This window comes from Cupriavidus sp. UYPR2.512, assembly GCF_000379565.1.
GTDB lineage: Bacteria > Pseudomonadota > Gammaproteobacteria > Burkholderiales > Burkholderiaceae > Cupriavidus.
The window spans coordinates 1-18,157 of record NZ_KB902852.1 but is presented as its reverse complement, the minus strand read 5'-3'; the positions used below and the strand labels follow the sequence as shown (position 1 = coordinate 18,157).

At 68.2% G+C, this 18,157-nt stretch carries 15 protein-coding genes and 1 pseudogene; 7 read left to right on the top strand and 9 right to left on the bottom strand.

The window, feature by feature from the left end; all coding sequences use genetic code 11:
* Position 1 precedes the first annotated feature (1 nt).
* The 4 genes from pcaD to pcaH form a co-directional block, all read right to left on the bottom strand.
* A complete protein-coding gene (pcaD, locus tag A3A5_RS0100090; RefSeq protein ID WP_018308626.1) occupies positions 2 to 1,177 on the bottom strand; it encodes a 3-oxoadipate enol-lactonase in 1,176 nt (391 codons plus the stop codon).
* A 66-nt stretch (positions 1,178 to 1,243) separates the two neighbouring features.
* Positions 1,244 to 2,632 carry a 3-carboxy-cis,cis-muconate cycloisomerase gene (locus A3A5_RS0100085; RefSeq protein WP_081623784.1) on the bottom strand — a complete coding sequence of 463 codons (1,389 nt, stop codon included), beginning with the start codon at positions 2,630 to 2,632 and terminating at the stop codon, positions 1,244 to 1,246.
* A 77-nt stretch (positions 2,633 to 2,709) separates the two neighbouring features.
* Complete coding sequence (pcaG, locus tag A3A5_RS0100080; RefSeq protein ID WP_018308624.1) at positions 2,710 to 3,279, bottom strand: protocatechuate 3,4-dioxygenase subunit alpha; 570 nt, start codon at positions 3,277 to 3,279, stop codon at positions 2,710 to 2,712.
* A 4-nt stretch (positions 3,280 to 3,283) separates the two neighbouring features.
* On the bottom strand, positions 3,284 to 3,985 hold the full coding sequence (pcaH, locus tag A3A5_RS0100075; RefSeq protein ID WP_018308623.1) for a protocatechuate 3,4-dioxygenase subunit beta: 702 nt from the start codon (positions 3,983 to 3,985) through the stop codon (positions 3,284 to 3,286).
* A gap of 94 nt (positions 3,986 to 4,079) precedes the next feature.
* Here pcaH and A3A5_RS0100070 point away from each other — a divergent pair, with 94 nt between their 5' ends.
* The gene (locus tag A3A5_RS0100070; RefSeq protein WP_018308622.1) at positions 4,080 to 5,033 is read left to right on the top strand and encodes a LysR substrate-binding domain-containing protein; all 954 of its coding nucleotides are present in this window, start codon (positions 4,080 to 4,082) and stop codon (positions 5,031 to 5,033) included.
* Here A3A5_RS0100070 and A3A5_RS0100065 read toward each other — a convergent pair.
* Positions 5,027 to 6,409 carry an aromatic acid/H+ symport family MFS transporter gene (locus A3A5_RS0100065; RefSeq protein ID WP_018308621.1) on the bottom strand — a complete coding sequence of 461 codons (1,383 nt, stop codon included), beginning with the start codon at positions 6,407 to 6,409 and terminating at the stop codon, positions 5,027 to 5,029. The genes A3A5_RS0100070 and A3A5_RS0100065 overlap by 7 nt on opposite strands.
* Before the next feature lie 469 nt (positions 6,410 to 6,878).
* Between A3A5_RS0100065 and A3A5_RS0100060 the strand changes: the two genes are divergently transcribed.
* Positions 6,879 to 7,079: a DUF2905 domain-containing protein gene (locus A3A5_RS0100060; RefSeq protein WP_018308620.1), complete on the top strand. Its 201-nt coding sequence runs from the start codon at positions 6,879 to 6,881 to the stop codon at positions 7,077 to 7,079.
* A 15-nt stretch (positions 7,080 to 7,094) separates the two neighbouring features.
* Here A3A5_RS0100060 and A3A5_RS0100055 read toward each other — a convergent pair whose 3' ends face one another.
* Together A3A5_RS0100055 and A3A5_RS0100050 are read right to left on the bottom strand one after the other, a co-directional pair.
* A complete protein-coding gene (locus A3A5_RS0100055; RefSeq protein WP_018308619.1) occupies positions 7,095 to 9,044 on the bottom strand; it encodes a methyl-accepting chemotaxis protein in 1,950 nt (649 codons plus the stop codon).
* A 237-nt stretch (positions 9,045 to 9,281) separates the two neighbouring features.
* Positions 9,282 to 10,304: a LysR family transcriptional regulator gene (locus tag A3A5_RS0100050; protein ID WP_018308618.1), complete on the bottom strand. Its 1,023-nt coding sequence runs from the start codon at positions 10,302 to 10,304 to the stop codon at positions 9,282 to 9,284.
* A gap of 105 nt (positions 10,305 to 10,409) precedes the next feature.
* On the opposite strand from A3A5_RS0100050, the gene A3A5_RS0100045 reads away from it, so the two are divergent.
* On the top strand, positions 10,410 to 11,630 hold the full coding sequence (locus A3A5_RS0100045; protein WP_026200306.1) for an MFS transporter: 1,221 nt from the start codon (positions 10,410 to 10,412) through the stop codon (positions 11,628 to 11,630).
* Positions 11,631 to 12,171: 541 nt separating this feature from the next.
* On the top strand, positions 12,172 to 13,107 hold the full coding sequence (locus A3A5_RS0100035) for a BON domain-containing protein (RefSeq protein WP_018308615.1): 936 nt from the start codon (positions 12,172 to 12,174) through the stop codon (positions 13,105 to 13,107).
* Between the two features lie 28 nt (positions 13,108 to 13,135).
* Here A3A5_RS0100035 and A3A5_RS0100030 read toward each other — a convergent pair whose 3' ends face one another.
* On the bottom strand, positions 13,136 to 14,062 hold the full coding sequence (locus A3A5_RS0100030) for a LysR substrate-binding domain-containing protein (RefSeq protein WP_018308614.1): 927 nt from the start codon (positions 14,060 to 14,062) through the stop codon (positions 13,136 to 13,138).
* 119 nt (positions 14,063 to 14,181) lie between these two features.
* Here A3A5_RS0100030 and A3A5_RS0100025 point away from each other — a divergent pair, with 119 nt between their 5' ends.
* Both A3A5_RS0100025 and A3A5_RS0100020 read left to right on the top strand, forming a co-directional pair.
* Entirely contained in the window at positions 14,182 to 15,636 is a 1,455-nt protein-coding gene (locus tag A3A5_RS0100025; RefSeq protein ID WP_018308613.1) for an amidase, read from the top strand.
* 80 nt (positions 15,637 to 15,716) lie between these two features.
* Positions 15,717 to 16,706: a tripartite tricarboxylate transporter substrate binding protein gene (locus A3A5_RS0100020; protein WP_018308612.1), complete on the top strand. Its 990-nt coding sequence runs from the start codon at positions 15,717 to 15,719 to the stop codon at positions 16,704 to 16,706.
* Positions 16,707 to 16,736: 30 nt separating this feature from the next.
* On the opposite strand, the gene A3A5_RS0100015 is transcribed toward A3A5_RS0100020, so the two are convergent.
* On the bottom strand, positions 16,737 to 17,513 hold the full coding sequence (locus tag A3A5_RS0100015; protein ID WP_018308611.1) for an NAD(P)H-dependent oxidoreductase: 777 nt from the start codon (positions 17,511 to 17,513) through the stop codon (positions 16,737 to 16,739).
* Positions 17,514 to 17,600: 87 nt separating this feature from the next.
* Here A3A5_RS0100015 and A3A5_RS37425 point away from each other — a divergent pair.
* Positions 17,601 to 17,930 (top strand): annotated as a pseudogene (locus A3A5_RS37425) (LysR family transcriptional regulator); the annotation flags it as partial.
* Positions 17,931 to 18,157: the final 227 nt, after the last annotated feature.

Below are 18,157 nucleotides of genomic sequence, written 5' to 3'. Positions count from 1 at the left end.
ATCAGCCTGGTTGGTCCAAATCGGCGAAGATTTCCTCAGCCATGTGGAACGCCGAGTTCGCCGCCGGCACACCGCAGTAGATGGCCGTCTGCAGCAACACCTCCTTGATCTGGTCGCGCGTCACGCCGTTGTTGGCGGCGGCGCGCAGATGCAGCTTCAGTTCTTCCGGGCGGTTCAGCGCCACCATCATGGCGATCGTCAGCAGGCTGCGCGTATGCCGCGGCAGGCCTTCGCGCGTCCAGATCTCACCCCAGGCATAGCGCGTGATGAGGTGCTGGAACTCCTCGTTGAGCGGCGTCAGCCGCGCGAGCGAACGGTCCACGTGCGCACTGCCCAGCACCTCGCGCCGCACGGCCAGGCCGGCGTCGTAACGCGCATGATCGTCGGTCACGGGCAGCCGGCCACGCACGAAATCCAGCAGCGCTGCCGTGAAGCGGCCGGGCTGCTCGAAGCTGGAAATATGCGCGGCGGGCAGTTCGACAAAGCGGGCGCCGGGAATCGCATCGGCCAGCGCGCGGCCTTCCTGCGCGCTGGTTGACGGGTCCTGGCTGCCGGCGATAACCAGCACGGGCACCGTTATCGACGCCACCGACTCGCGGAAATCGGCGTCGCGCACGGCCGCACAACTGGCCGCATAGCCGCGCGGATCGAGCCCGCCCAGCACATCGCGCAGGCCGTCCAGCGCGCGCTCCGCCGTGGCGGCAAACCCCGGCGTGAACCAGCGCTCGACCGAAGGCGCGACCATCACGGCCATGCCCTCGCGCAGCACGGTCTCGATGCGGGTATTCCATCCGTCGGCATTGCCGATCTTCGCGGCGGTATTGGCCAGCACGATATGCGAGAACCGCTGCGGCGCATGGATGCCCAGCCACATCCCGGTGAGCCCGCCCATCGACAGGCCACAGAACACCGCCTGCCCGATCCCCAGCGCATCCAGGATGGCGACGACGTCCTGCCCGAGCTGCGCCACGGTAAAGGCATCGCCCGGCGCGCTCGAGCGGCCGTGGCCGCGGGTGTCGTAGCGCACCACGCGAAAACGCCCGGCCAGCGCGGCGGCCTGCGGCTCCCACATGGTGTGGTCGGTGCCGAGCGAATTCGAGAAGAGGATGGCCGGCGCGGCCTCGGGGCCGTCAACGGTGTAGAAGAGCCGGGCGCCGGCGTGGTCGAGATAGGGCAATGCAGTCTCCTGGGGAGCGCGGCGGCGGGGCCGGCGCGTCGTGGTGGTTCCGGGTTGCGGGCAGTCTCAGGACGCTGGGCGTGCCGCCAGTGCGGATTGCCAGGCCTGCACGGCAGCATCCGCAAAGGCCGCTGACTGGCCCGCGTAGTTGGCGGGGTCGGCAAGGCGATCCAGCGCGGCGTCATCGAGCAGGCCGGCATGCGCCGGATCTTCCCGCAGCGTGCGGGCCAGCGCGTCGCGCAGGCTGGTGCCGTCGGCTACTGCGCGCTGCGAGGCACGCTCTACCAGATGGTGCGCCGGCAGCCGGCCGATCCTGCTGCCAAGCTCAAGCATCGCCGCCTCGCCGAGGATCAGGCCATGGGTGAGGCCGAGGTTGGCACGCATGCGTGCCGTATCGACCTGCAGCCCCGCCACGACCTCGCCCATCTGGCGCAGCGCGCCGGCGGCCAGCGTCACGATCTGCGGCAGTGTGTCCCACTCTGCCTGCCAGCCGCCCAGGGCGCGTTCATGTTCCTGCACCATGCCCGCCAGCATCGTCGCCACCAGCGGCGGCACGCGCACCGCGGCCGTCAGCACCGCCGCGCAGCCGACCGGATTGCGCTTGTGCGGCATGGTGCTGGAGCCGCCGCGGCCGGGGCCGGCAGGCTCGGCCACTTCCGCCACCTCGGTCTGCATCATCAGCGAGATATCGCGCGCCATTTTGCCGAGCGTGCCGGTCAGCATGCCCAGCGTGGTGGCGACCTCGACCATGCGGTCGCGATGCGCGTGCCACGGCAGCACGGGCGCGGCCAGGTCCAGTTCACGGGCCAGCGCGGCGGTCACCGCGGGCGCGGCCTGGCCAAGGCTGGCGAGCGTGCCGGCGGCGCCGCCGAACTGCAGCACGCGGGCCTGGGCGCGGGTGGCATCGAGACGGCCGAGATCGCGGCGCAGCGCATCGAGCCAGCCCGCGGCCTTGAGGCCGAAGCTGGCTGGCAGTGCATGCTGGAGCCAGGTGCGCGCGACCATCGGCGTGGCGCGATGCGCGGTGGCCAGCGCGGCGCAGGCTTCGCCCAGGCGCACCAGGCCGTCATCCAGCGCGCGCAGCGCATCGCCGGCCTGGAGCACCAGTGCGGTGTCGATAATGTCCTGGCTGGTGGCGCCCCAGTGGACGAAGCGCGCCGCCTCGGCATCGCGCGCGGCCACGGCGGCGGTCAGTTGCCTGACGAAGGGAATGGCGAGATTGCCGGCAGCGACCGCGGCTTGCGCAAGCGCGTCGCGATCAATGATGCCGGGGTCGCGGCAGACGTCGGAGATCACGGCCGCGGCCGCGGCAGGGATCACGCCGCTGTCGGCTTCGGCGCGTGCGAGCGCGGCCTCCACGGCAAGCATGCGCTGCACGGTGCCGGCATCGGAGAAGATCTCCAGCACGGCCGGACTGCCGGACATGGGATCGGTAAGACGCGTAGCGGTTGGCATTGGGGGCGATGGGTAGCGTGAGTGGCCGTGACATCGACGGCCACCCGATTATGCGTCTGTTGCCGAGAGCGGGGCCTTCAGATATCGAAAAACACCGTCTCGCCCTGCCCCTGCAGCGCCACGTCCCAGCGCAGCGTGCCGTTGCCGCCATCGCTGGCAATCAGCGTGCCGCGGCGCTCGGCGGGGACCAGCGCCAGCACGGCATCGGCGGCATTGGCCGCCGCTTCGTCCGGGAAGTACATACGCGTGGCGACATGCCTGACCAGGCCGCGCATGAACACCGACACCATGATGTGCGGCGCCTGCGGCCGTCCGTCCGGGCCCGGCACGGCGCCCGGCTTGACGGTGACAAAGCGGAACGAGCCGTCGGCCTCGGTTGGCACCCGGCCAAAGCCGGTGAAGCCGGGCACCAGCGGCAGTTCGCGGATGTCTTCGGCATGGCGGTAGCGGCCGGCAGGGTTGGCTTGCCAGATCTCGACCATGCCATCGGGCACGGGCTGGCCGTCGCCATCGGTCACGCGGCCTTCGATCACGATGCGCTGGGCAGCCAGTTGCGGTGCGCTCGCGGTCAGGTCGGCGCAGTTCAGGCCGCTCAGGCCGATATGAAGATAAGGACCGACGGTCTGGGATGCGGTGGCGTAAAGCATGGTCTTACTCCATCGGCGTGGCATCGCGGCCACGCAGCACGATATCGAAACGGTAGCCGAGCGCGTATTCGGGCTGGGTCGTCTCCCAGTCGAGGCTGGCCACAAGCCGGTCGCGCGCCTTCTCGTCCGGCACGCAGTTGAAAATCGGATCGAACGGCAACAGCGGATCGCCGGGGAAATACATCTGCGTCACCAGCCGCGTGGCGTAGGCGTTGCCGAACAGCGAGAAGTGGATGTGCTGCGGCCGCCAGGCATTGTGGTGGTTGCGCCAGGGATAGGCGCCCGGCTTGATGGTCTTGAACTGGTAGCGCCCGCTGGCATCGGTGACGGTGCGGCCTTCGCCCGAGAAATGCGGGTCGAGCGGCGCATCATGCTGGTCGCGCTTGTGCACGTAGCGGCCGGCCGCATTGGCCTGCCAGACCTCGATCAGGGCGTTCGGCACCGGCCTGCCATTCTCGTCCAGCACGCGGCCGGTCACGAGGATGCGCTCGCCGATGGGCTCGCCGCCGTTGCCGACGGTGAGATCGTTATCCCCTTCGCGGACGAACTCGGCGCCAAAGGTGGGACCGGTCACTTCAGACAGCGACTGCGGCAGCGCAATCAGTGGCTGGCCCGGCGAGCGCTTCTGCGTCGAGGCATAGGGGTCGAAGCGGTATTCGGGCTGGGTGTCCCAGTAGGGACGGCGGTACTGGGCAAGACGGGTCATCGCGCAGTCTCCTTGTCATTGGAATGGTTTGACTTTAAACAACACATAAAGTCATGTAAATTAAGAATTCGTCGAAATACGATAACTTTTTGACATGAAACCCCAAGCCCCACTCGCGCTCGAAATCTTCCGCAATCGCGTGCGGCTGCGGCACCTCTATTGTTTCGTGGCGGTGTCCCAGACCCAGCACCTGGGCCGCGCCGCCGAACGCCTGGGCCTGACGCAGCCGGCTGTCTCCAAGACACTGAGCGAGCTCGAGGAACTGGCCGGCACCCGCCTGCTGGTCCGGCAGCGGGCCGGCACTGAACTGACCACCGCCGGCACGCGCTTCCTGCGCCACGCCCTGCGCATCCTCGCGGATATCGATGCGGCGGCGGACAGCATGGCCGGCGCGGATGCGCTGCCGCAGGAGCGCATCCGGCTGGGTGCGCTGCCGAGCGTGGTGCCGGCGGTGCTGACCGACGCGCTGCTGCGTTTTCGCGCCGCGCATCCCGAGGTCGGCCTGGCCGTGCAGACCGGCATGAACCGCAACCTCATCGACCAGCTCAAGGCGGATGTGCTCGACCTCGTCATTGGCCGGATGGATGACCCGGTTGCCATGGAGAGCCTGTGGTTCGAGTCCCTGGGCCCGGACTCGCTGGCACTGGCGGTACGTCCCGGACATCCCCTCGCCGCCGTCTCGCGGCCAACGCTGGTTGACGCGCTGGCGTGGCCGCTGGTGATTCCGGCCGCGGGCTCGATTCCCCGCCACAACACGGAAAGCCTGCTCGCCCGGCACGGCCTGCCCCTGCCGCACGGCTGCGTGGAAACCTCGGACGCCTATCTCGGACGGCTGCTGGCCCGGCAGAGCGACAGCGTGTGGGCAGCGCCGCTCTCCGCAACCAGGCGCGCGGTATCCGAGGGGGATCTGGTACTGCTGCCGATCGATACGCAGGGCACCGAGGAACCGATCGGCCTGCTGCGGCACGGCGACCGCACGCTCACGCCGATGGCCGAGGCGCTGGCGAACTGCATTCGCGCCGCGGCCCAGCCTGCTTGCGCTCAGTGACTTGCCACGCTTGCGCTGCCATTGACTGAGTCAGCGGCACCCGCGGGGCGGCTGCTGAAATGCTTCACCAGCAGTGCACCAGCGGCAAGGAATGCCGGCACGGTAAGCAGCGTAAAGATCGTGTCGAAGCCCAGGTGCAGGCGCAGCAGTTCCGCACCGAGCAGCGCGCCGGTGATGCCGCCGAAGCGGCCGATGCCAAGCATCCAGGCAACGCCAGTGGCGCGGCCCTGCGTCGGGTAAAAGGCCGCGGCCAGCGAAGGCATCGAAGACTGGGCGCCGTTCATGGCCGTACCGGCGAGGAAGATCAGCACGCCCAGCAGCACCTGGCTGCCGGTGCCGCGGCCCACGGCGTAGATCAGTACGCCGGTTGCAGCGTAGGTGATGGCGATGACCTTGTTCGGATTGAAGCGGTCCATGAACCAGCCGGCCGCGATGGTGCCGATGCCGCCACCGAGCGGAAACAGCGCCGTCAGGAATGACGCGTGCTGGATCGAGAAGCCGGCGTCCTTCATCAGCGTCGGCATCCAGCTCGTCAGCAGGTAGAAAATGACGAGGCCCATGAAGTAAGTGGACCACAGCATCGCCGAGCCCAGGCGATAGCCGGGCGCCAGCACGGTGCCGATGGCGGACCGGCTCGCAGGGGCCTGCTCGCCGATGATGAAGTTGTCGGCCTTGGAAAGGTCTGCGCCAGTCACGCGCCGCAGCACGTTGCGGATCTGGGTGGCAGGATAGTTGCGCAGGACCATATAGCGCACGGACTCCGGCAGCAGCACCACCAGCAACAGCGCGAGCGCAAGGGGCACGATGCCGCCAAGCAGCAGCACACTGTGCCAGCCGAAGTGCGGAATCATCGCGGCGGCGACAAAGCCGCCAGCCGCGGAACCAAGCGGAAAGCCGCAGAACATGGTGTTCACGAGCACCGCACGGCGGCGTTGCGGCGCAAACTCCGATGTCAGCGTCACAGCATTGGGCATGGCGGCGCCCAGGCCCAGACCAGTCAGGAAGCGCCAGACCGTGAGCCAGCCCAGCGTGGGCGCAAACGCGGTGGCGAGGCTGCAGGCGCCAAAGAAGAAGACGGACAGCACCAGCACCTTCTTGCGGCCGACACGGTCAGCCAGCGGACCGGCGAAGATCGCACCGAAAGCAAGACCGAACAGGGCCGCGCTCATGACGGGCCCGAGGGCGGCTTTCTCGATCCCCCAGTCCTGCACCAGCGCCGGCGCGATATATCCGATTGCGGCGGTATCGAAACCGTCAATGGCAACGATCAGGAAGCACAGCACAAGAATGAGCCACTGGTAACCAGTGAATCGCTGTCCGTCGATCAGGGCCTGGACGTTCGTGACGCCGCCCTTTGTTTGGGTGGGATGTTGCACTGCTGTCTCCGTTTGCCTGGAAATCGCACGAGCCGTCCTGCGGGCCGAACATGCGATTTTGTTCTAATAGCGAACTGCCGTTCTCCAATTGAACGGAATCTTAGGCAACGGGCATGGCGACTCAGAATTATCGTTAACCCGGCGGGAAATTGGCCCTCCTATATGTGGATTTCGCCGGAACACGCCATTTTTGTGGAACCAGACAGAACATCTGGGTCAGGGAACAGTGCTTTCTATCAGAAAACAGGCTAATCGTGAAATTTACTGTCAGACTAACCTTGTGTCATTCCGGCGGTATAACCAAATTTCATGCAAAGAGCGCCAACTCTCAATTTACATTCCGAAACCCGCGAACTATAGTCCCTGGCCCCGGTGCGCCGAGCCGATGCAATCCTGCGGCGACGTGCCTGTCCAATGTCTCAGGACACGCGGCGCCAAAAGCCGCCGGCCGAACCGAATCCATCCGATCATGCAACGCCTGCTTCTCATCCTTGGCTGCCTGCTGATCGCAGGCGCCGTTGCTTGGCCCTGGCTGTCGAAGCTGCCGCTTGGGCGGCTGCCCGGCGATATCCATATCGTCCGGGACGGGTTCAGCTTCTACTTTCCGATCACGACCTGCATCCTGGTGTCGGTGCTGGTGTCGGTCGTGATCTGGATCGTCCGGCGCTGAGCACGGCGAGGTGCACTAGGCTTGCGCCTCGGTCCGGAACACCGCCACCGCCCGCTGCATATGCAGCGCCTGCTCCTGCAGCGACTGCGCCGCCGCGGCGGCCTCCTCCACCAGCGCGGCGTTCTGCTGGGTGACCTGGTCCATCTGCGTCACCGCCTGGTTGACCTGGGCGATGCCGCTGCTCTGCTCGCGCGAGGCATGGCTGATCTCATCCATCATCGCCGTCACGCGGCCGATGGCGGCAACAGTGTTCTCCATGGTCGCGGCAACGTCCAGCGCCAGCGTGTTGCCCGACGCCACGCGCTGCGCCGATTGCGAGATCAGCGTGCGGATCTCCTTGGCCGAGCTGCCGGCGCGCTGCGCCAGCCCGCGCACCTCGGTCGCCACCACCGCAAAGCCGCGGCCGGCCTCGCCCGCGCGCGCGGCCTCCACCGCCGCATTCAGCGCCAGGATATTGGTCTGGAAGGCAATGCTGTCGATCACCGCGATGATGTCGACGATGCGCCGCGAATCGGCCTCGATCTCCTGCATGGTCTGCCGCATGCGCGCGACCGCGTCGCCGCCGGCGCGCGCCACGCCAGACGCCTCGCGCGCCAGTTCGCTGGCCTGGCCGGCATTGCTGGCGTTCTGCTGCACGGTCGCCGTCAGCTGCTCCATGCTGGCCGCGGTCTGCTCCAGCGACGAGGCCTGCTCCTCGGTGCGCTGAGACAGGTCGATATTGCCCTGCGCGATATCGCCCGCCGCCGCCAGCACGTTGTGCGCGCCGGCCTTGGTGTCGCCGATCAGCGCGCGCCAGCTGTGCACCAGCGACAGCAGGTGCCGCTTGATCTCGCTCAGTTCGTCGCGCCCGCGCACGGCGACGCTCAGGGTCAGGTCGCCCGCGTTGATGCGCTCGACCATCTCCGCCACCTGCCGCACGTCGCCGCGCATGCCGCGGCTGAAGCCGATGAACAGGTAGAACACGGCGGCCACGGTCACCAGCGCAATGCCCGCCAGCAACACGAACTGCGTTTCCTGCGCCGCGACACGCTGTGCCAGCATGGCGTCCACGATCCCGGCAAACGCCTTGTTGGCGGCCGCCACGCCTTCGATGGCCGCGGTGGCCTCGTCGAAGTAGGTCCTGGCATCGATATCGATGCCGGTCGCGCCCAGCATCCGGACCTTGAGCGTGCGATGGAAGTTGTCCATCGCGGCGAGTCGCGCCAGCGCGGCGTCGATGCGCGGCCGGTACGCCGGTGCCGCGTTCCCGACGCGCGCAATGTCGCGCCGCACCGTTTCCAGCCCCTCGTGGATCTGCTCGGCGAGCGCGCCCAGGCCCGCCTGCTGCGCGGCATCGGCATAGCCGCCCTGCGCGATGATGCCGGCCCCGCGGCCGCGCGCCAGCGCACTCAGCTCAGCCAGGCGCGGCATCGGGCCCACCAGCAGGTTGCTCAGGTAGTACGAGCCGGCTTCACTGTCCAGTGTCAGCTGCGAGCGCTCAGCCACGTCGCCGATAAACGCCTGCGTCTGCCGCACCAGCGCGCTGTGGCGCTCGAACAGCGGCCCCGCCGTGGTGTCCAGGCCAAGCCCGCGCAGATGCTGCCAGTCCTGCTCCAGCTTGCGCGCCCCGGCCGCCAGTTCGAAGGCGGGATTCTCCGCGATGCTGCGCGTCAGCCCCGCCAGGCTGGCCGCGGCCTTGCTGTCGGCCCCGCCGAAAGCGGCGCGAAAGGCCGCATTGCCCGACAACACCGCATTGGCGGCGCCGCGCCGGACCTGGGTCTCGCGCATGAAGTCGAGCGCATGCCCGACCACGGCAAGCCCCCGCACCTGATCGCCGGTGGTGCGGATCGATCGTGCCGCATCGCTCAGCACCACGTACATCGCGCCGCATAGCGGCACCAGGAACAGCACGGCGATCAGCGTGAGCTTGCGGTTGATATTCAGGCGCGCCATCAGGCGCTCGGCGGGAAGAAAAATGGGAGTCATGGCGGTCGGGGAACTTGACGTGGTTTTCCTCCTATCGGCCTTGATTTGCAGGCCTGAAGCGCGGATTTCGAAAGTCTTGATAATGCGCAAGTCCAGTGCAGAAAACGCGCTGAAGTGGGGCAGAAAGCACAGGTTGCGGGCAGCGTCGGCACCGCTGCCTGTCCACCTGCACCGAAGACGTGTGGGGCATCGGGACAAGGGGTGACGGCGTCGTCTTCGGCGCCTCCCTGAGCACGCTCATGCGCGACGGGTCCGCTCGCCGCGCCCGCGCCGGCGCGGGCCCGGGCTCCCGACCATACCCGGCGTGGGAATGGCTTGCCGCATGGTATCGACAAACAACCTGAGCTTGGCCGGATAGAAGCGCGCATAGGGGTAGACAAGGTAGATCGGCAACGGATCGGCCTGCCACTGCGGCAGCAGATGCAGCAGCCTGCCGCTGGCAATGTCGTCGGCAAAGATCCAGGCCGAGCCGACGGCGACGCCCAGCCCCAGCCGGGCCGCCGAATGCAGCGCGTAGAGGCTGTCCGTGCTCATGCGCGGCTGGAATGCGATGTCGTGGCGCGCCTGCGTCTGCGTGTTCTGCAGCACGACCTCATTCCGATAGAAGGTGCGCAGTGCCAGCCATGGCAGGCCCTCCAGGTTTTCCGGCCGGCGTGGCAGCGGCTTACCCTTAAACAGCGACGGTGCGGCAATGACCGCGCGCGGCACGTCGGCGAGCCGCACTGCCACTACGCCGGGTTCATGCACCTCGCCCACATGGATCGCGCAATCGATGGCCTCGGCGATGAAATCCGGGGTACGGTCATGCAGCAGCCATTCCACCGAGACTTCGGGGTACTGCTGCAAGAAGCCGGCCAGCGGGCCGACCAGCAGTTCCTGGCCGAAAGCATGCGGCACCACCACGCGCAAGGTGCCTGCCGGCGCATGCCCGACCCCGCGCACGTCGGCCTCGAACATGGTCCAGTCGGCCACCAGTTCCTTGGCACGCTCATAGCAGCGCTCGCCGTCCTCGGTCAGCTTCATCGCATGCGTGGAGCGCTGCAGCAGGCGTACGCCGAGCAGCCGCTCCAGCGTCTGCAGGCGCCGGCTGACGGTGGGCTGGGTAGTCTGCAGCTGCGCCGCCGCCATCGACAGGCTGCCGGCCTCGACGATGCGCACAAAGGTCTGCATCAGTTCGATGCGGTCGGCGCTGGTGGCGCCGCGGGCAGCTGCCCTGCCCTGCGTGGCGGGGATTCGCGGCGATGCTGGCTGGCCTTTCATACGTGCCTCGTATAACCATTGTTCATCCCGCACGTCTACCAGAATCCGCCCGCGTGGACAACACTACGAGCCATCCAAACCTGCCTGCGGACCACGCACCCCAACATGTCCCCTGTTCCCGCCACCCCATCCGCCGCCACCGTTGCCAGCCCGTCCTTGCCGGGACGCCTGGTGCTGCTGCTTGCCGTCGGCGCGGGCCTGTCAGTCGCCTCGCTGTACTACAGCCAGCCCATGCTCGGGGTGATGGCCCCCGACCTGCATGCCTCCGATTCGGCAACCGGCGCCATCCCGACCCTGACGCAGCTCGGCTATGCGCTGGGCATCCTGCTGCTGGCGCCGCTGGGCGACCGCTATGACCGCCGCCGCATCATCGTGGCCAAGGCGGTGGCACTGGTCGGCGCCTTGCTGCTGGCGGGCCTGGCGCCCGGCATTGGCGCGTTGCTGGTATCCAGCCTGGTGGTGGGCCTGGCCGCCACCATGGCCCAGGACATCGTGCCCGCTGCAGCGGTGCTGGCGCCCGCGGCGCAGCGCGGCAAGGTGGTCGGGACGGTCATGACCGGACTGCTGCTGGGCATCCTGCTGTCGCGGGTGGTCAGCGGCTTCGTCGCCGCGCACTTCGGCTGGCGCGCCATGTTCATGATTGCGGCGGCCAGCATCGCGGCGGTCGCGCTGGTTGCCCGGCGCCAGTTGCCGCGCTTTACGCCCACCACGGCGCAGCCGTATGGTGCGCTGCTGGCCTCGCTGGCGGGCCTGTGGCGCGAGCATGGCGCCTTGCGCCGCGCCGCCCTGGCGCAGGGGCTGCTGTCGGTGGGTTTCAGCGCGTTCTGGTCCACGCTGGCGGTGATGCTGCATGGCGCACCGTTCCATCTCGGCAGCGAGGCCGCGGGGGCGTTCGGGCTGGCCGGTGCCGCCGGCGCGCTGGGCGCGCCGCTTGCCGGGCGCCTTGCCGACCGCAGCGGGCCGGAGCGGGTGACCCGGCTGGGCGCGGCACTGGCGGCGCTGTCGTTTGCCGGCATGCTGCTGACCCCGCTGGTATCGCCGCATGCGCAGCTGTGGCTGATCGGCGCCAGCGCCATCGGGTTCGACCTCGGTGTCCAGATCGCCCTGGTCGCGCACCAGACCATCGTCTATGGCATCGATCCGGGCGCGCGCAGCCGCCTGAATGCCGTGCTGTTCGTCTGCATGTTCACCGGCATGGCCGTCGGCGCCGCGCTCGGCAGCCTGGCACTGGCGCGTTTCGGCTGGACCGGCGTGGCCGCGCTGGCGACCGCCGCCGCGCTGGCTGCGCTGGCCGTGCGGCTGGCGCCGCGGGGTGGCGCGCACTGAGCGCCAGCCCCCGGCGTGGGCATGCTGAGCCTTCGCGCCCGGCATGGCACCGCCACAGAAACTGCTCCCTTTGTCGGAGTTAGAACATTTTTACCAGTTCTGTCGGTTTTTTCGACCTGTACGCTACAATGCCCCGGCGCCGGCAGCGCAGCCGCTCCCGCCAAGGCAGCCACGACCACCAAGTCGACCAGATCGACCAGATCGACCAGATCGACCAAGACCAGCAGCACGAAGTAAACCAGCCAAACGGTGGCGACGGGCGGCAGCATGACCGCCCGGACGCCCGCCCCGGCTACGCGTGGCGCGCCCTGCCTCGCGCCATGTGGATATTGCGGCACGGCCCGCCCAGCCGGCCTTGCATCCCTTACAAGCTCTGAAACCGTTGCACGGATGGCGCGCGCCAAAGTGCCGGCCAACCCCCGTCCGCGGGGCATCCCGCCGCACGGTACGAATCTTGCCCCTTCCTGATTACCCGCCAGCGGCTCGCGCACGGCATGTGCGCCCGCACATGGCGCCACACGCACACTGTCAGGAAAACAGCATGGGCTACTACTACGATGAGCGCAATGCGCGCGCCGCGCGCCAACACCGCCAGGCATGGGAAGACGAGGACTGGCAACCTGAATCCGAACAGGAGCGCTGGCAAGCGCGGCGTCGGCGCCAACAAATGGCCCCCGGCCAGACCAGCTATGGCGACCCCGCCCGCCCGGCCCGGGATTTCAATGAAGCGTACGGCACCGGCAGGTACCCGGAACATCCTTCCGGCGCGCGCTACGGCAGCAACCTGCGCTACGGCCTGAACGGCGGCTATGGGTGGGAACGTGCCCGCGAATGGCGCGATCCGCAGGCATGGCAACGCGACGACGAGGACGCCGAGCGCCAGTGGCGCCGCAGCGCCGAACGCGCACGGGAACCGCGTGAATCGCAGCGCGCGCGCGGCGATGACACTTACTTCAGGGACCTGCGCAGCGACACCCGCTACTGGGTCGACCCGCGCGAGGACTGGGAAGAGAAGCAGCGCTACGAAGCCCGGCGCCATAGCCCGGGCTATCGGGAGTATGCGCAGCGCCGGGGCTGGGAAACCGACAATCTCGATGAGGAGCGCGAAGGCTCGCACGGCGTGCTCTACAACCTGGGCCGCCGCATCGGCGAAGCCGTGGGCGACTTGTTCGGCTCCTCCGAGCGCCGCACCGGCCCGCGCGGCTACCAGCGCAGTGACGAGCGCATCCGCGACCAGATCTGCGAGCAGCTCAGCTACGCGCGCGGCGTTGACGTGAGCGACGTCAGTGTCGACGTCAGCGAAGGCGTGGTGTCACTGACCGGCACCGTGCGCGACCGCGGCCAGAAGTTCTATATCGAAGACCTGGCCGACGGCACCTACGGCGTCAAGGAGGTCAACAACGACATCCGTGTGCGCCGCGAATCCCCCGAAGCGCGCGGCACCGGCGAGGTGACCGGCAGCACCTGGCGCGGATAACGCCAACGATGGCGGGCGCTGCAGGACACTAGGCGCCCGCCACGCCAACCTCCGCCGCCAGCCGTTCGCGGATAAATCCCAGGAACGCACGCACGCCCTCAGGCAGCGTGCGGCCGGCCAGCGTTTGCAGTTCGATCGCGCGGCTGCGCATGCCGCGCTCTCGGATCGAGGCGGCGTGCAGTTCGCCGCGGCGCAACCTGTCGCCCACGGTGACGGCGCCGGAGATCGACAGCCCGCCACCGTGCCGCACGAAGTTGGTCAGGGTCTCGAAGTGGTTGGTTACCAGCACGGGTTCGAACACCATGCCGCGTTCGCCGCAGGCGATGTCGAACAGCTGGCGCACGGTGTTGTCGCCCTCCGGCAGCGCCAGGGGATAAGGCTGCATCTGCGCCAGCGTGACGCTGCGAAAGCGCGCCAGCGGATGGTCCGGACGCATGATGGCAATCACCGGAGCGGGCTGGCGGTGCTCCACGCGGATGCCCTGCTCCGCGGCGCGGCTGTAGGTGATGCCGATGTCCGCATCGCCATGCAGCACGATGCCGGTGACTTCGGCCGGCGGCGCCACGCGCACATGGAACTGCAGTCCCGGATAGCGCTGGCGGAACTCGGCAATGATGCGCGGCAGGAACTCGATCGCAAACCCCGCCGAGCTGGCCACCCGCACCCGGCCCCGGCGCAGGCCCTGCAGCGCGGCGATCTCAGACACTACCCGATCGGCTTCCAGCGCCCCGCGCAAGGCATAGGCTGCCAGCAACTCCCCGGCGGCACTGGCCACCATGCCACGCGGCCGGCGGTCGAACAGCGGCACGCCGAGCAACGCTTCGAGCGCGCCGACCTGGCGGCTCACCGCCGACACGGTGACATTGAGCCGCTGGGCCGCCTCGGTCAGCGAGCCGCTGCGTATGACCTCCAGGAAATAGCGTAATGAAGTGTCCTGCAGGCGATGCGACAGCATGGGCGGGTCCGCGGGTCTGGTTTGCGTTTTACGCAAGGATATTTGAAAAAATCATCGATTGCAGGAAACCGTGCGCCGCCCGTATGCTTTTTCCCGACACCACAGGAGACACCCGAGCCATGGCGCCCAGCCCATCCACCGATCCCATCACCGAACTCGATGCCGTCGCCCTGTCGCGCGCCATCCATGCGCGCGAGGTCTCGTGCGTGGAAGTGCTTGATGCCTTCCTTGGCCAGATCGGCCGCCACAACCCGCGCGTCAATGCCATCGTGGCACCGGTGGAGCGCGACACCCTGCGCGCGCAGGCCGCCGGGCTCGACGCCGAACTGGCGCGCGGCGCCAGCCGTGGCCCGCTGCATGGCTTCCCGCAGGCGCCCAAGGACATCAGCCCGGCGGCGGGCATGGTCACCACCAAGGGCTCGCCGATCTTCGCCGGGCAGGTCAGCGAGGCCGACGCCGTGATCTTCGAGCGCATGCGCGCCGGCGGCGCGGTCTTTGTCGGGCGCACCAACTCGCCGGAGTTCGGCCTGGGCGGCCATACCTACAACCCGATCTACGGCACCACCCGCAACGCCTTCGACCCGGCGCGCTCCGCCGGCGGCAGCAGCGGCGGCGCCGCGGTGGCCGTGGCGCTGCGCATGCTGCCGGTGGCGGATGGCTCGGACATGATGGGGTCACTGCGCACGCCCGCGGCGTTCAACCACGTGTATGGCCTGCGCACCTCGGTCGGTTGCGTGCCGCACGGCCCGGGCGACGAGGTCTTCTTCCAGCAGTTCAGCGTGGCCGGCCCGATGGCGCGCAACGTGCCGGACCTGGCCCTGCTGCTGTCGGTGCAGGCCGGCTTCGACGCGCGCCTGCCGCTGACGCACCGCGCCGAAGCGCCCGGCACCTTCACGCTGCCGCCCGAACGGGACTGGGCCGGCGTGCGCATCGGCTGGCTGGGCAACCTGGGCGGCCACCTGCCGACCGAAGCCGGCGTGCTCGATACCTGCGCGCAGGCGCTCACGCACCTGCGCACGCTTGGTTGCACTGTCGACGCGGCGCTGCCCGAATTCGACCTGGAACGCCTGTGGCACGCGTGGATCGACCTGCGCAGCTTCTCGGTGGCTGGCGCCAACGCGGCGCTGTACCACGACCCGGCCAGGCGCGCACTGCTCAAGCCTGAAGCGGTATGGGAGATCGAGCGCGGCCTGGCCCTGCCGGGCACGCGCGTGTACGAGGCCCTGTGCGAGCGCAGCGCGTGGTACCAGGCACTGCGCACGCTGTTCGAGCGCTTCGACTACCTGGTGCTGCCAGCCGCGCAGGTATTCCCGTTCGATGCCGACTGGGACTGGCCGCACGCCATCGACGGCCGCGACATGGACACCTACCACCGCTGGATGCAGACAGTGGTGCCGGCCACCATGGCCGGACTGCCCGCCCTGGCCGCACCAGCCGGCTTCGGCCCGCAGGGCCTGCCGGCCGGCATCCAGATCATCGGCCCGGCGCAGGCCGACGCCGCCGTGCTGCAGCTCGGCCATGCCTATGACCAGGCCGGCGGCTTCTCGCGCGTGCGCAGCCCCTGGCTCGATTGAGCCCTCGGCTTGTCCTGGCCCCGCTTCGTATTGCTTCCGATTGCCTTCTATTCCTACAACTGCCGGCAGGAGTGCCAACGATGACCGCAATGCCCCCGAAGCTGTTTCTCGCCTGCGCCGCCGCCCTGACCGCGGTGCTGTTCACTACGCCTGCCACCGCGCAGGCACAGTCCTGGCCGGAGCGCCCGATCCGGCTGGTGGTGCCCTTTGCCGCGGGCGGCGCCACTGACGTGCTGGGCCGCTTGCTGGCTGTCGGCCTTGGCGAAAAGCTCGGCCAGCCGGTGGTGGTCGAGAACAAGCCGGGCGCCAGCACCGTGATTGGCGCCACCCAGGTATCCAAGGCTCCGCCCGACGGCTACACGCTGCTTCTGGCGGCCAGCACCACGCTGACGCTGAACCCGGCGATCCGCCAACACCTGGGCTACGACCCCATCAAGAGCTTCACCCCGCTGGGCCTGGTCGCCGACATGAGCCTGGTGCTGGTGGCCAATCCGGACACGCAGATCACCTCGCTCAAGGATCTGGTAACGCAGGCGAAGGCCCACCCTGACAAGTTCTCCTACGGCTCGTTCGGCGCCGGCTCCTCAGTGCATTTCGGCGCGGAGATGCTCAAGTCCGCCACCGGCATCCGCATGGTCCACGTGCCCTTCAACGGTAGCGCCCCCAGCCTGACCGCGCTGGCCGGCGGCCAGGTGCCGGTCGCGGTCGATACCGTGGTGGCCACCCTGCCGCTGATCAAGGGCGGCAAGATCCGGCCAGTGGCGGTGTTGTCGCCGCAGCGACTGCCAGCGTTGCCGCAAGTGCCTACCGTCGCGGAGAGCGGCTACCCCGGCTTCCAGATGGGCACCTGGTTCGCGCTGCTGGCACCCGCGGGCCTGCCCGCGCCGGTGCAGCAGAAGCTGGAGAAGGCCCTGGCGGACGTGGCCAACGCGCCGGCTACCAAGGCGCGCATGGTTGAACTGGCGCTGACGCCGGCTTATGGCAATGGCGCGGCGGTGAAGGCGCGGGTGGAGAAGGAGTTGCCGGAGATGCGGGCGGTGGCGGCGCGGGCGGATATTCGGGCGGAGTAAGTCCGCCGGGGCGGCCGTCGGTTGCCGCCCCTATGCCACGTGCGCCGCGAACCCCACCGCCGCCGGCGCAACCTCCTCACGCAGCGTCAATTGCGGAATCCGGTAGTCCCCCGCGTTCTGCGGCCGGAACGGGATCGGAGCGGTTGTCCAGAGGGTATCCAGCCGCTGGCCCAATTCCTCGCGAATCTCCCCAAAGCGCGCCGCATCCACCTTGCTGGTCCGATACACCAGATACGGCGGCAGCACGTCAAACCCGGGGTAGTACAGGATGCCGTGGTGGATCGGGAACAGGATGTCGTCGATCGGGCCGTTGATGCCGCGCGCGCTGTAGTGGGATTCCCAGCCGCCGGTGGTGACGACCAGCATGGCGCGCTTGCCGGCGAGGCTGCCTTCGCCATAGCGGTCGCCCCAGCGCTCGTCGGAGTGCTCGCCGACGCCGTAGGCAAAACCATAGGCATAGACGCGCTCGACCCAGCCCTTCAGGATGGCCGGCATCGAGAACCACCACAGCGGGAACTGCAGGATGACGGCATCGGCCCAGCGCAGCTTGTCCTGCTCACGCGCAATGTCATCGCTCTGCAGCCCGTTTTCGAAGGCATGTTTCGAATCCAGTGACGGATGGAACGGCGCGTTGGCCGATGGCGCCTTGGTGTCGGCGCTGTCGAGCTGCGCCTTCCACTGCATCGCATACAGGTCCGAGACCTGGACCTGGTGCCCGGCATCGCGCAAGCGCTGCACGGCAAAGTCGCGGATGGCACCGTTGAGCGACCTCGGTTCGGGGTGGGCATAGACAAGCAATACGTTCATGACAGCGGCTTCCAATGAATGAGTGAAGCCAGCGTAGGCCGTCTTCCGCTATATTGGAAATGAATATCCAATATCCCAGGTATTGTCATGACTAATCTCAGGCGGCTGGACCTGAACCTGCTGGTGACGCTGGATGTGCTGCTGTCCGAGCACAACGTGACCCGCGCGGCCCAGCGGCTGCACTTGTCGCAGCCTTCGGTCAGCGTGCATCTGTCCAGGCTGCGCGATTTCTTCGGCGATCCGCTGCTGTTGCCGGGCCCGCGCGGCATGCGCCCCACCGCCAGGGCAGAATCGCTGCGCGAACCGTTGCGCGAAGCATTGGGCGCGCTGGAGCATGCGGTTTCGTCCGATAGTCCGTTCGATCCCGCTGCCTCGACCCACACCTGGCGCGTCGCCGCGACCGACTATGGAACGAGTGAGAAATAACTTCCCGAAGTGGACCTGGCGTGCGCAAAGCGACGCGGGTAAGATGTGATGCCTCTGGAGGACAAACGATGCAGGCTGGTTACCGGGCTGAGGTTGAAACGCGGATGAAGCGGCTGTACGCGCGCTTGTCGGAGAAGGACCGACGGCGGTATGCGGCTGTGGAGGCGGACAAGCTGGGCCATGGCGGTTTCGAATATATTGCGAAACTGTTTGAAATG